Annotated in this window: 9 protein-coding genes, 2 tRNA genes and 1 pseudogene; 7 read left to right on the top strand and 5 right to left on the bottom strand. The window is 38.6% G+C overall.

Going from position 1 to position 13,321, the window contains the following annotated elements:
- Positions 1–54 precede the first annotated feature (54 nt).
- Positions 55–140 (bottom strand) — tRNA-Leu (locus ASF86_RS10270).
- A gap of 11 nt (positions 141–151) precedes the next feature.
- A tRNA-Cys gene (locus ASF86_RS10265) sits at positions 152–225 on the bottom strand.
- 152 nt (positions 226–377) lie between these two features.
- On the opposite strand from ASF86_RS10265, the gene folD reads away from it, so the two are divergent.
- Together folD and ASF86_RS10255 are read left to right on the top strand one after the other, a co-directional pair.
- On the top strand, positions 378–1,226 hold the full coding sequence (gene folD / locus ASF86_RS10260) for a bifunctional methylenetetrahydrofolate dehydrogenase/methenyltetrahydrofolate cyclohydrolase FolD (protein ID WP_003650084.1): 849 nt from the start codon (positions 378–380) through the stop codon (positions 1,224–1,226).
- A 270-nt stretch (positions 1,227–1,496) separates the two neighbouring features.
- On the top strand, positions 1,497–2,165 hold the full coding sequence (locus ASF86_RS10255; protein WP_056481658.1) for a class I SAM-dependent methyltransferase: 669 nt from the start codon (positions 1,497–1,499) through the stop codon (positions 2,163–2,165).
- A 22-nt stretch (positions 2,166–2,187) separates the two neighbouring features.
- Here the strand turns inward: ASF86_RS10255 and ASF86_RS10250 are convergent, their stop codons facing one another.
- Both ASF86_RS10250 and ASF86_RS10245 read right to left on the bottom strand, forming a co-directional pair.
- The gene (locus ASF86_RS10250) at positions 2,188–2,610 is read right to left on the bottom strand and encodes a hypothetical protein (protein ID WP_056481655.1); all 423 of its coding nucleotides are present in this window, start codon (positions 2,608–2,610) and stop codon (positions 2,188–2,190) included.
- A 117-nt stretch (positions 2,611–2,727) separates the two neighbouring features.
- On the bottom strand, positions 2,728–4,059 hold the full coding sequence (locus tag ASF86_RS10245; protein ID WP_080027650.1) for an MFS transporter: 1,332 nt from the start codon (positions 4,057–4,059) through the stop codon (positions 2,728–2,730).
- 372 nt (positions 4,060–4,431) lie between these two features.
- Here ASF86_RS10245 and glpK point away from each other — a divergent pair, with 372 nt between their 5' ends.
- Positions 4,432–5,940, top strand: a complete 1,509-nt coding sequence (gene glpK / locus ASF86_RS10240; protein WP_017387801.1) for a glycerol kinase GlpK — start codon at positions 4,432–4,434, stop codon at positions 5,938–5,940.
- Between the two features lie 149 nt (positions 5,941–6,089).
- Entirely contained in the window at positions 6,090–7,607 is a 1,518-nt protein-coding gene (glpD, locus tag ASF86_RS10235) for a glycerol-3-phosphate dehydrogenase (protein WP_056481652.1), read from the top strand.
- Between the two features lie 41 nt (positions 7,608–7,648).
- Here the strand turns inward: glpD and ASF86_RS10230 are convergent, their stop codons facing one another.
- Positions 7,649–9,481, bottom strand: a complete 1,833-nt coding sequence (locus ASF86_RS10230; protein WP_005038731.1) for a phosphoenolpyruvate carboxykinase (GTP) — start codon at positions 9,479–9,481, stop codon at positions 7,649–7,651.
- 392 nt (positions 9,482–9,873) lie between these two features.
- Between ASF86_RS10230 and ASF86_RS10225 the strand changes: the two genes are divergently transcribed.
- From ASF86_RS10225 to ASF86_RS20075, 3 genes and pseudogenes are all read left to right on the top strand, one after another.
- Positions 9,874–10,812, top strand: coding sequence for a diacylglycerol/lipid kinase family protein (locus ASF86_RS10225; protein ID WP_056481649.1), 939 nt, complete (start codon positions 9,874–9,876; stop codon positions 10,810–10,812).
- Positions 10,793–11,551, top strand: a complete 759-nt coding sequence (locus tag ASF86_RS10220) for a metallophosphoesterase family protein (protein WP_056481646.1) — start codon at positions 10,793–10,795, stop codon at positions 11,549–11,551. Before ASF86_RS10225 ends, ASF86_RS10220 begins: the two co-directional genes overlap by 20 nt.
- 305 nt (positions 11,552–11,856) lie before the next feature.
- A pseudogene (locus ASF86_RS20075) lies at positions 11,857–13,320 on the top strand (Ig-like domain-containing protein); the annotation flags it as partial.
- Position 13,321 lies beyond the last annotated feature (1 nt).

The following is a 13,321-nucleotide window of genomic DNA, read 5'->3' as shown; positions in this document are numbered from 1 at the left end:
AAAAAAACCAGCTTACGCTGGATTCTTTATGGCACCATTTTCAATATTAGAAAATGGTGCCCGGGGCCGGACTCGAACCGGCACGCTTTGTGGGCGGGGGATTTTAAATCCCCTGTGTCTACCTATTTCACCACCCGGGCTTTACCAAATTTGGAGGCGGAGGTCGGAATCGAACCGGCGTCCACGGAGTTGCAGTCCGCTGCATGACCACTCTGCCACCCCGCCTACATTTGGTGATGCACATATTAGCAACCTTTACAGAAAAAACAATACTGTTTTTAGTGAAGATGAGCATAAAAGCAACATCTAGAATAAAATTGTCCAAATAATCATGTATTATTGGCATATTAAATTCATGTCTACCTTGGAGATGTGCTGTGGCATTGGTTTTAGACGGTCGTGCATTAGCAAAGCAAATTGAAGAAAATTTGTCGGTACGTGTTGAAGCTTTAAAAGCTAAAACAGGTCGTACCCCGATTTTGGCGACTATTTTGGTGGGGGATGATGGCGCATCTGCAACTTATGTACGCATGAAAGGAAATGCCTGCCGTCGAGTAGGGATGGATTCTTTAAAAATTGAATTATCACAAGAAACAACAACAGAACAATTATTAGCTGAAATCGAAAAGCTAAATGCCAATCCAGATGTTCACGGTATTCTTTTACAACATCCAGTACCTGCACAGATTGATGAACGCGCATGTTTTGATGCGATTTCGTTAGCTAAAGACGTAGATGGCGTGACTTGCCTCGGTTTTGGTCGTATGGCAATGGGTGAAGCTGCATATGGTTCAGCAACTCCAGCTGGCATTATGACTATTCTAAAAGAGAACAACATTGAAATTGCGGGCAAACATGCAGTTGTAGTTGGTCGTTCAGCAATTTTAGGTAAACCAATGGCAATGATGCTTTTGCAAGCCAATGCAACAGTAACGATTTGTCATTCACGCACCCAAAACTTACCTGAGCTTGTGAAACAGGCTGACATTATTGTTGGTGCTGTAGGTAAGGCTGAACTTATTCAAAAAGATTGGATTAAACAAGGTGCAGTGGTTGTGGATGCTGGTTTCCATCCTCGTGATGGCGGTGGTGTAGGCGACATCCAGCTACAAGGTATCGAAGAAATTGCTTCTGCATACACACCAGTACCAGGTGGTGTAGGTCCAATGACAATTACAACTTTGATTCGTCAAACTGTAGAAGCTGCTGAAAAAGCTTTAGGTTAATTTAATTAACGTTAGGCTGTTATTGATACGCGTAACCGTCATCCGCAATTGTTTGAGGCAGAAATACATTGAAAAATTAATGTTTCTGCGATGCTTTCGATTCTAGAGAGTATCTGCCGAGTTTTGCGGATGACAATGGTTTTGCCTACTTTTCCCGAAAGCCTTGCGAAGCAGGGCTTCTCAGGTCTAACCGAAGGTTATTCTAAAAATTCAAATCATAATGGAATGACTCTGTTATGCTTGTTATAAAAATGAATTAAAAGAAATCTGATGAGCTGCACCTTTCAACTGACCAAAGCCCCTGAACATTTACTTCAAGCCTTGCATGAAGTCATCCCTCATTGTGAATTAATGGTACAGCAGTTGCCGGAAACACCTATTTCTTTATGGTTGATTCCGCCAGTTTTTCCAACTGATCGCTTAGATGATGAGGTGATTCGCCGTATCTGGAATGACACGCCGTATTGGATCTTTTGTTGGGCATCTGGTTTGGCGATGGCGCAGTGGATACTTGCAGAGCCGCATCATGTTAAAGATAAAGTAGTATTAGATTTTGGCGCGGGTTCTGGCGTGGTCGCTATAGCTGCAAAAATGGCTGGAGCAAAACGGGTAATCTGCTGTGATATTGATCAGGTTAGTCTAAATGCTTGCCGTGAAAATGCATTGCTTAATGGTGTAGAGCTGGAATATTTAGACGATTTATATAAAGCAGAGCAAGTTGATATTTTATTGGCAGCCGATGTGTTATATGACCAGTGCAACCGTTTCTTCTTAGATGAATTTTTAAAGTTTGCGCCAGAAGTCTGGGTCGCAGATAGCCGTGTTAAAAACTTTAGCCATCTTAAATATCAAAAGATTGATGAAAGAAGTGCATCAACATGGCCAGACCTTGATGAAGCTAAAGAATTTAGAAATGTAAGTTTTTATAAGACGCTGTAAAAACAGCGTCTTTTTTTTTATATTATGAGCAGGTATAACGAACGACTTTTAGCGTACTCGGGCGTGCTTCAAGCGCTTGACGAGTCGCATAATCTTCACCATTATTTAAGCTCGGTGTATTAGATAAACCAAATGAGGCACGAGTTTCACCCAATCGAACACCATAATGTTCTTGTTGAGCTGGGTTTGAAATCTCATTAATGCTAAGAACTGACAATTTATAAACTTTTTGAGCACCCAATACATTTTGACAAGCACGTTGCAATTTACGTTCATCTAATTGCTGATTAGTGCGGCTAGCCAATGTATAAGCTAAAGTTGCGGAAGTTTTTGTTTGGTTTTCAATCTGATAGCCAGTTGAGCCATTATATTGTCGAGGGGTGGTCTGACAAGCAGTTAAAATAAACATGCTGCTTAATGCCAAACATAAAATACTTCTATTCATCAGTATCATCCTTATATTCTTATCTCTAGTATCTCATAAAACACAACGATTGTTGGGGCTTAATCGCACGATTTAAGCTAACATCGGCTGGCGATATTAGCGCTTATTGGTAAAATATTAATGTTCTTTAATTTTTGAATGATGCTTAGTATCTTTCATAAAAATATAAATAATGAGTGAAATGAAGATCATAATAGTTACATAAATAAAGTACCAAGATTCATGACCAGCCTCTTTAAAACTTAAAGCAAAGAACTCTGCTGTACCGCCAAACAAGGTATTGGCAATCGCGTAGGGTAAAGCTACCCCTAAAGCCCGAATATGAGCAGGGAAAAGTTCAGCCTTAACCACGGCATTAATTGATGTATAGCCCGTTACCATAACTAGACCTGCCAAACATAACCAGAAAGCAGTCCAATAATTATGTGTGGTTGCAAGGGTATTAAATAAAATATAAGTAAATAAAACCCCAGTTACACCAAAAGTGATCATGAGTGGTTTACGTCCGATTCGGTCTGACAAAGCACCAGCTACAGGTTGTAAGCACATGAAAATAAATAGCGCTAAAGTGGTAATTTGAGTGGCTTCGGGTTTTGTAAATCCGGAAGTATTCACTAAATATTTTTGTAGGTAAGTGGTGTAAGTATAAAAAGCTAAAGTTCCGCCAGCTGTTAAAAATAATACTGTAAAAGCTTCTTTTGGGTAGTGCTTGAATAAAGCAAACATGCCTGATTGTGGCTGGTCTTTTTCAGCTTGAGCATTTTTAAAAGATTGTGTTTCTAATAAGCCACGACGAATACGGAACACAACAATGGCAAGTAAAGCGCCAATAAAGAATGGAATGCGCCATCCCCAATCATGCAACTGTTGTTCGGTTAATACGATTTGTAATATTAAAAGAACACATAGAGCCGTCAATTGTCCTGCAATTAAGGTTACATATTGAAAGCTTGAGAAAAAACCACGTCGATTTCTTTCAGCCATTTCACTTAAATAGGTGGCGCTTGCACCATATTCACCGCCTACACTTAAACCTTGTATTAAACGTGCGACAACCAAAAGTAGTGGAGCGAATACGCCAATGCTTTCATAGGAAGGGGTGACTGCAATGAGTAGAGAACCCACACACATTAAAGTGACGGAAAGCGTAAGACCTGCTTTACGCCCTTTACGGTCTGAATAGATTCCCATAATCCATGCACCGATTGGGCGCATTAAGAAACCTACAGCAAAAATAGCGGCTGCTTGTAGCAACTGTGCAGTTTGGCTACCTTTTGGGAAAAAAGCATGAGCAAAATAGAGGGTAAATGCGGCATATACATACCAGTCGTACCATTCGACAAGGTTACCAGCAGAACCACCTAAAATTGATTTTAGGCGAGTTTTTGTATCTAAATGAGGTTGTGGAGTTGTTGCTGTAGAGGGTTGATCAACCATGGGTCGCTCCATGTTTCGCTTGGGTTGAATGCTAAAAAAGAGAGAATTTATTCCGTTTTTACATATTATCCAGAGGAGTATTTCACTTTATTTTTTTTATGTCTGTAAAACAATGTTTATTATTTAAGCAAAGGGATAGGTTGAATATTTATGTGATTTCAAATTAGACAATTCGCATGTTCTTGTAGCTAAATTTTGACTTACTGCACATTATTTTCCCATAAAGATAAGGAAATTGATCAAGAATGACCAATGTTTAGTTTAAGAAGCAATATATGCGTTAAAAACAATGATATATTCCAAAGAAAATTTTGAATAATGCAGTTAGACATGATGTTTTATCGTCATGAGCTGGTGTGTGTAAATAATGAAAGGGACGTTCAGATGTCAAATTGCCCGAAAAAATATATTGTCGCTTTCGATCAGGGAACAACAAGCTCAAGAGCAATTGTTTTAGATCATGATGCTAACGTTGTAAGTATTGCTCAAAAAGAATTTACCCAGATTTATCCTCAACCAGGTTGGGTGGAGCATGATCCTATGGAAATTTGGGCGACACAAAGTGCGGTATGGGTAGAGGCATTGGCTCAAGCTAGCATTAAGAGTGAGCAAGTTGCAGCAATTGGGATTACAAACCAGCGAGAAACCACAATTGTATGGGATAAGAAAACAGGAAAACCTATTTACAATGCAATTGTTTGGCAAAGCCGTCAAACGACAGAGATATGTAATCAATTACAAAAGGCGGGTTGGCAAGATCACGTCCGTAAAGTGACAGGTTTAGTAATTGACCCTTATTTTTCTGCCACCAAAATAAAATGGATTCTGGACCATGTAGAAGGAAGCCGTGAACGGGCCGAGCGGGGGGAGTTATTATTTGGTACGGTTGATACATGGTTAATCTGGAAGTTAACCAACGGCGCAGCCCATGTCACTGATTTCACCAATGCTTCGCGAACAATGCTTTTTGATATTGAAAAGCTTGAATGGGATGAGAAACTTTTACAAGCTTTAGATATTCCTAAAGCAATGCTACCAGAGGTACGTAGTTCATCGGAGGTGTATGGTTATACACATACAATTAGTGGGCAAGAGGTTGGAATTCCAATTGCAGGTATAGCAGGGGATCAACAAGCTGCACTTTTTGGGCAAATGTGCGTAGAACCAGGACAAGCAAAAAATACCTATGGCACAGGCTGTTTTCTTTTAATGAACACGGGTAAAAAGATTGTTCGTTCAGAGCATGGCTTACTGACGACGATTGCTTGTGGTGCACATGGTGAAGTGAACTATGCCTTAGAGGGCGCCGTGTTTAATGGAGGCTCTTGTGTACAGTGGCTTCGTGATGAGCTGAAGGTGATTAAGAACGCTAAAGACTCGGAGCTTTATGCAACACGTGTAAAGGACAGTAATGGCGTATATGTAGTACCTGCCTTTACAGGTTTAGGTGCTCCATATTGGGACCCGACCGCTCGCGGAGCAATTTTTGGACTCACTCGTGGAGCGAGTATAGAGCATATTATTCGTGCAACTTTAGAGTCAATTGCTTACCAGACAAGAGATGTACTTGACGCGATGCAGCAAGATGCAGAAGAAGAGCTTCGAACACTCCGAGTCGATGGTGGAGTAACAGCTAATAATTTCTTAATGCAATTTCAAGCTGATATTTTAGCCACTCCAGTTGAAAGGCCCACCATGAAAGAAACAACAGCTTTAGGTGCTGCTTTCCTTGCTGGACTGGCAACAGGTTTCTGGCAAGATTTAAATGAATTAAGGAATAAGTCTGCAATAGAAAAAGTTTTCGAGCCACGTACCAGTCTTGAAGAAACTGAAGTTATGTATAAGGGATGGTTGAAGGCAGTTCAACGTAGTCAAAATTGGGCAGAGGATTGATTTCCTTTAAACTAATTAAATCGCAGAGTAATCAATGAAGAGTTAACCTAGTAGCTATTTAAAATTGATTATTCTGCTTTTTTGATTGTTGTTTCATCAATTTGATGTTTTAATTTTTAATAACATAAACAATAAAAAGAAAATGAGAAATGACAGTACAAGCTAATGATTATTCAAAAATATATGATATTGCTGTGATTGGTGGCGGTATTAATGGTGTCGGTATTGCTAATGATGCGGCAGGCCGCGGATTATCCGTATTTTTATGTGAAAAAGACGATTTAGCTAGTCACACCTCATCTGCGAGCAGCAAATTAATTCATGGCGGTTTACGCTATTTAGAACATAAAGAATTTCGGTTGGTTAGAGAAGCTTTAGCAGAGCGTGAAGTCTTGTTGGCTAAAGCCCCTCATATTATTAAACCAATGCGTTTTATTATGCCTCATCGACCACATTTACGTCCTGCATGGTTAATTCGGGCAGGCCTGTTTTTTTATGATCATTTAGGAAAACGAGAAAAATTATTAGGATCAAATCTCATTTATTTCAAAGAAGATAGTCCCTTAAAACCAGCTATAACCCGTGGTTTTGAATATTCTGACTGTACTGTAGATGATGCACGTCTTGTCGTTTTAAACGCACTACAAGCGAAAGAGAACGGGGCCAAAGTTGTAACACGAACACGATGTATTAAGGCTTATAGACAACAAGAATTGTGGCATCTGGAATTACAAAATGGGGCTGAGCTTTATCAAATACGTGCAAAAGCCTTAGTGAATGCAGCAGGTCCTTGGGTCGAGGAAATTATTAGTGAAAATCTACAATTAAAATCGCCATATCAAATTCGGCTTATACAAGGAAGTCATATTGTTGTGCCTAAACTGTATGATTGCCATAAGGCTTTTATAATGCAAAATGAAGACCGACGTATTGTGTTTGCCATTCCTTATTTAGAACAATACACATTAATAGGTACAACAGATCAGGAATATTTGGATGATCCACAAAAGGTAGAGATTACAGAAGTAGAAATTGATTACCTTTTAACAGTGACAAATTCGCATTTTAAAAAGCAGCTCACCCGTGCCGATATTGTAAGTCAGTTCTCTGGAGTCCGAGCGTTATGTGATGATGAGTCAGATAACCCTTCAGTAGTGACCCGTGACTATACTGTGGCGTTGCAAATGGAAGATAAAACCACTCCCTTGCTGTCTGTATTTGGTGGAAAGATTACGACCTACCGGAAATTAGCGGAATCAGCTCTGGAACAACTTAGCCCATTTTTCATAGAAATGGGAGAGGAGTGGACCGCAAATGAAGTATTACCTGGTGCAGAGAATTGGACCACACTTGAAGATTTAGTTATAAGGATTCAAAACCAAGTGGAAGGGGTAACTGAGCAGCTTGCTACGCGCTGGGCAAATGCATATGGCTCTAGAGTTTGGAATATTTTGCATGAGCAAAAAGCTCTTGAGCAGTTAGGACAAGATTTTGGTCATGGTTTATTTGAATCTGAAGTTCAGTATTTATGTGAAAATGAATGGGCAAATACGGCAGAAGATATATTGTGGCGTAGAACTAAGCTAGGTTTGGCATTTGATGAAAAACAAGTAAAAAAATTGGAAAGCTATTTGGCTGGACGTCGACAGAAAGATGATGCCGCATAATAAAAAAGGTCGCATATAGCGACCTTTTTTATATTTAGCAATTAGAAGCCAGTTTTTACAGCTTCAAGTAAAGCTGTTTGACGTTCTTTTAATGCTTTTGGTAAGCGTTCACCAAGTTTATTGAATAACTCAGTGTGGCTTTCAATTTCAGTAACCCACTGATCTTTATTTTGAGCTGTGATAAGGTCAAATTCTTCTTTAGAGAAATCAGTACCTTCCCAGTTCAAGTCATCGTAAGTTGGAACAAGACCAATTGGTGTTTCAACAGCGTTTGCACGACCTTCACAACGGTCAATGATCCACTCAAGAACACGCATGTTTTGACCGAAACCAGGCCATACGAAGTTGCCTTCAGCATCACGACGGAACCAGTTTACGTTGAAGATTTTTGGTAATTTATTACCAGCAGCTTCAGCTTTTGTACTTACTTCTTCACCAAGGCTTAACCAGTGATCGAAGTAGTCAGCCATGTTGTAGCCAGCGAATGGAAGCATCGCGAATGGGTCACGACGAACGATACCTTGTTGACCAACAGCAGCAGCAGTGGTTTCTGAACCCATAGTTGCAGCTTTATAAACGCCATCAACCCAATCAAAAGCTTCAGATACTAACGGAACCGTATCTGCACGGCGACCACCGAAGATAAATGCAGAAATCGGAACACCTGCTGGATTTTCCCAGTCAGCATCGATAGAAGGGCATTGACCAGCAGCAACAGTGAAGCGCGCATTTGGATGAGCAGCTTTTTCACCATTTACGTGAGGTTGACCTTTCCAGTTAGTTAAGTTAGTTGGAATTTCTTTAGAAAGACCTTCCCACCATACTTCACCATCATTAGTCACTGCAACGTTTGTATAGATAACATCTTTGTGAAGAGTTGCCATACAGTTAGGGTTAGTTTTGGTATTTGTACCAGGAGCAACACCAAAGAAACCAGCTTCTGGATTGATTGCGTATAGACGACCATCTTCACCTGGTTTGATCCAGGCAATATCGTCACCTACAGTCTCAATTTTCCAGCCTTCATAGCCTGCTGGTGGAATTAACATTGCGAAGTTTGTTTTACCACATGCAGATGGGAATGCTGCAGCGATATAGTGTTTTTCACCTTGTGGGTTAGTTACACCAAGAATAAGCATATGTTCAGCTAACCAACCTTGTTCGCGTCCCATAACAGAAGCAATACGAAGTGCTAAACATTTCTTACCAAGTAATGCGTTACCGCCGTAACCAGAACCATAAGACCAGATTTCACGAGTTTCTGGGTAATGAACGATGTATTTTTCAGGGTTGCAAGGCCATGCAACGTCTTTTTGCCCTTCAGCGAGTGGAGCACCTACGGTATGAATACAAGGAATAAATTCGCCGTCTGTACCTAACACGTCATAAACTGCTTTACCCATACGTGCCATTTTGCGCATGCTAACAGCAACGTAAGGAGAATCAGTTAACTCAATGCCGATATGAGCAATATGGCTTCCAAGTGGACCCATAGAGAAAGGCACAACGTACATTGTACGACCTTCCATTGACCCTTCAAACAAACCATTTAACTTTTCACGCATAACAGCTGGTTCTTCCCAGTTGTTTGTCGCACCAGCATCTTCTTTCTTTTGAGAGCAAATGTAGGTACGGTCTTCAACACGCGCAACATCAGATGGATCAGAATTTGCAAGATAAGAACCAGGATGTTTTTCTTGGTTTAATTTCTGCATGGTGCCGTTAGCGATCATCAAGTCGATTAGACGTTGATACTCTTCTTCGCTTCCGTCACACCATTCGATTTTTGCTGGTTTGGTTAAGTTTGCAATTTCTTCAACCCATGCGATAAGCTTAGGATGACGAACGAATTCTGGTGCGTTCACTGTGGTCATGGTGAGGCCTATTCAAAATATGTACAACAATGTACAAGTCATTCATTGAGGTACAATGAAAGATCAAATAAAAAAGTGGCTGTATTAAAGCATAAAATCATAAAAAAAATAAGACTAAAGAATAAGAAATAGATATTTTGATTTTTAAATTTTCTTGATTAAAATCATTAATTTATTGTTTTTTGATGTATTTTATTCTTTACATTTTTATGTTGTATGTGTGTTATTTATATTATTTATTTTATTAAAAATCAATAACTTGATGTTTGAATTTTTCTTGAGAATTATTATTGATTAAACAAATGATCATCATTCGAAATTTACATAAAGAGACTTTTATTAGGCGATTTTCTATACAAAATATAGGGTAAATCCTCTCTAAGATAATAAAAATGCGGACTTTAAAACCTCTCTCTATCATCTATAACCAGAAATCGGGTTTTCATGCTTCGAAACATGAAGATATGTATGAACAATTAATGACTGTACTCACTGAATTTGGTTTTGAAATACAAGTTTTTGAATTAGCAGAGGGCGTCACCTTTGATGATTTGATGAATAAAGTTATCCATCGGCATAGTCAAAGTGCAAATTTAGGCGTTGTTGTTGCAGCTGGTGGGGATGGGACGTTAAATGCAGTCGCTTCAAAACTTCGACATACCAATATCCCTATGGGAATTTTACCTTTGGGGACTTTTAATTATGTCGCTAAAGTTTTAGATATTCCTTTAGATTTGTTAGAAGCTGCTGAAGTCATCGCTACAGGTACACCACGTTCTGTACATATTGCGACGATTAACGATCATATTTATTTGAACAATGCGAGCTTAGGCCTTTATCCATTGTTTATAAAAAAACGCGAGCTCTACAATAAATACTTAGGTCGTTTGCCTTTACATGCCTATACCTCGGCTTTGGACGTTTTATTAAGAGAAAATAAATCAATGAAACTCTCCGTCACGGTTGATGGTAAGAAATATCCAGTCAAAACACCTCTAATTTTCTTTGGTAATAATCAATTGCAACTATGTGATATGAAACTAAGAATTGCGGATTGTGCTGCACAAGGGCGAGTCGCTGGAGTGGTCATTACAAAAAGTGATAGGCTTAGTTTATTAAACATGTTGTGGCAGTGGATTCAAGGCAAAGTAGAAGAGGCACAAGATGTTTATAGTTTTTGTGCAGACCATGTGATGGTAGATTGTGCAAAAAGATCAAAACTTACCGTGGCTTTAGATGGCGAAATATTAGAGATGAAAACACCATTAAATTTCACTGTAGAAAAGAATGCTTTAAATATTATGGTGCCAAATGTTATTACATCTGTCTGATCTGCATTTTGGAACAGAAATTGAGGCCTGTTTAGATGCGATTCGGCTTTTTTGTACCCAACATAGACCGGAAGTTATTGTTGTGAGTGGAGATATTACTCAGCGTGCCCGATATCAACAGTTTTATAATTGTCGCCAATTTTTAGATAGTCTTAATACTCCTTATCTTATTGTACCGGGTAATCACGATATTCCTTTGTATCATGTCTGGAACCGTTTTTTTTCTCCATTTACTCGCTATCAATATTTTTTTGGTCAGCTTGAACCAACATTAGAAACTGAGCATTTTTATATTGTTGGCGTAAATAGTATACGCCGCCGTTATCACACACGTGGGCATATTTCGATTGAACAAATACAAGCTACATATGAGCGATTACAGCAAGGGCCAGCGAATAAAATCAAGTTAGTGGTTTTTCATCAGCCTTTTTATACTCCACCTGATGACGAGCACGGTATTAAAGATTGCCCTGTATTAGGAAAAATGGCACTCGAAAAATGGAGCACGACAGGGCTATTCGGTATGTTACATGGGCATTTACATAAAACTGCTGTATATGATTTGACGCAGATCTATCATTTAGAAATAGATCATCCTATTTATGACATTCATGCAGGAACAGCGACATCTAGCCGTCTGCATTATCATGTTCCGAATAGTTTTAATGTCATTTCAAATGAGGGGGAAATTGATCATTATTGGTTTAATTACGATTTAAAGATTTTTCAATTAATTTAATTTATAAAAATTCTATAAGACATTTAACTTAAGAGTAGATTGATAAAATTTTATCCATTACAATGCCTAAGCTTTAAATTCTATATATGGGGAATAGAAAAACATTCTAAATGTTTTATCATTTTAAAATAATATTAATGAATACATAAAAAATTTTTAACTATATAAAAAGCCGTAATTTTTATGCAGCTATAATAAGGGTTTAGTGTTTTATGGAATTTAATAATATTTTATAAAAATGAGTGTCTATTTTACTTAATATTTTAGAGAAACTTAATAATTATTTAAAATTTCATGGTGGAAAAATGGTACAAGTATCATTAATGGCAAATAATGCTTCAAAAAATAATACAGTTGATATTGATGTAGGCCAGACAAAAACTATTGTAGTAGATCCTAAAGAAATCGCAAAAATCGATATAAGCCCAGAAAAAATTGCCTCAATAACAAGAGAGGGAAATAATGCAATTATTCATCTAAAAGATGGAACTGAAATTATTTTAGAAAACTATTTTATTAGCGAAAATCCGCAAATTCTTTTAAATGAAGGGCAGAGTTATTGGACTGCCAGTTTAGGTGAAGATGCTACCGGACAGACTACTGTTAATTATTTAGAAGTAAAAGATGCAGCAAAGTTTATAGACTCATCATCTTCTATACCTCTCTGGACTGGGGTGGTTAGTGCGTTAGCAGGCGCAGGAACAATTGCTTTATTGTCGCGGAAAGATCCTAAAGATACGACCCCTCCTGAGTCAGGTAATTTGATTCTCAAAAATCTTTTGGACTCAGGTGCCTCAACAACGGACCAGATCACTCAAGATAAAAACTTCAATTTAAAGATTGAAGGGCAGGAAAGTGGCACCCGAGAAACGTATTTGGTTTCTACTGATGAAGGAAAGACTTGGCAGGAAACAACAGTAACTCAAAAAGATTTAGCTGATGGAAGTTATCTTTATAAAGCTGTAGTGACAGACCGAGCTGGAAATGCATCGGAAACCGCTATACAAAAAGTAGTGGTGGATACTACAGCACCTCAAGCAGGTGAAGTGACTTTATCTGATTTGTCTGATACAGGTGTTTCAGCAACAGACCAGATCACACAAGATAAAACTTTTGATTTAAAGATTAGCGGACAAGAAGTGAATAGCCAAATCACTTACTGGATATCGAAAGATGAAGGAAAGACTTGGCAGGAAACAACAGTAACTCAAAAAGATTTAGCTGATGGAAGTTATCTTTATAAAGCTGTAGTGACAGACCGAGCTGGAAATGCATCGGAAACCGCTATACAAAAAGTAGTTTTAGCTGATGGAAGTTATCTTTATAAAGCTGTAGTGACAGACCGAGCTGGAAATGCATCGGAAACCGCTATACAAAAAGTAGTGGTGGATACTACAGCACCGCAAGCAGGTGAACTGACTTTATCTGATTTGTCTGATACAGGTGTTTCAGCAACAGACCAGATCACACAAGATAAAACTTTTGATTTAAAGATTAGCGGACAAGAATTAAATAGCCAAATCACTTACTGGATATCGAAAGATGAAGGAAAGACTTGGCAGGAAACAATAGTAGCTCAAAAAGATTTAGTTGACGGAATTTATCTTTACAAAGCTATCGTGACAGATCGAGCTGGGAATGCATCAGAAACTGCTGTCCAAAAAGTAGTTGTGGATACTACAGCACCTCAAGCAGGTGAAGTGACTTTATCTGATTTGTCTGATACAGGTGTTTCAGCAACAGACCAGATCACACAAGATAAAACTTTTN

The sequence above is a fragment of the Acinetobacter sp. Leaf130 genome (assembly GCF_001423205.1).
Taxonomy (GTDB): domain Bacteria; phylum Pseudomonadota; class Gammaproteobacteria; order Pseudomonadales; family Moraxellaceae; genus Acinetobacter; species Acinetobacter calcoaceticus.
This window is presented reverse-complemented; position numbering and strand designations above follow the sequence as displayed.

What these genes read in the sequence shown, in the direction of transcription:
- ASF86_RS10255 (WP_056481658.1), top strand. Translation starts at nt 1,497, where the DNA reads ATGAGCTGCACCTTTCAACTGACCAAAGCCCCTGAACATTTACTTCAA.
- ASF86_RS10245 (WP_080027650.1), bottom strand. Translation starts at nt 4,059, where the DNA reads ATGGAGCGACCCATGGTTGATCAACCCTCTACAGCAACAACTCCACAA.
- ASF86_RS10250 (WP_056481655.1), bottom strand. Translation starts at nt 2,610, where the DNA reads ATGAATAGAAGTATTTTATGTTTGGCATTAAGCAGCATGTTTATTTTA.
- ASF86_RS10220 (WP_056481646.1), top strand. Translation starts at nt 10,793, where the DNA reads ATGTTATTACATCTGTCTGATCTGCATTTTGGAACAGAAATTGAGGCC.
- glpK (WP_017387801.1), top strand. Translation starts at nt 4,432, where the DNA reads ATGTCAAATTGCCCGAAAAAATATATTGTCGCTTTCGATCAGGGAACA.
- ASF86_RS10225 (WP_056481649.1), top strand. Translation starts at nt 9,874, where the DNA reads ATGCGGACTTTAAAACCTCTCTCTATCATCTATAACCAGAAATCGGGT.
- ASF86_RS10230 (WP_005038731.1), bottom strand. Translation starts at nt 9,481, where the DNA reads ATGACCACAGTGAACGCACCAGAATTCGTTCGTCATCCTAAGCTTATC.
- glpD (WP_056481652.1), top strand. Translation starts at nt 6,090, where the DNA reads ATGACAGTACAAGCTAATGATTATTCAAAAATATATGATATTGCTGTG.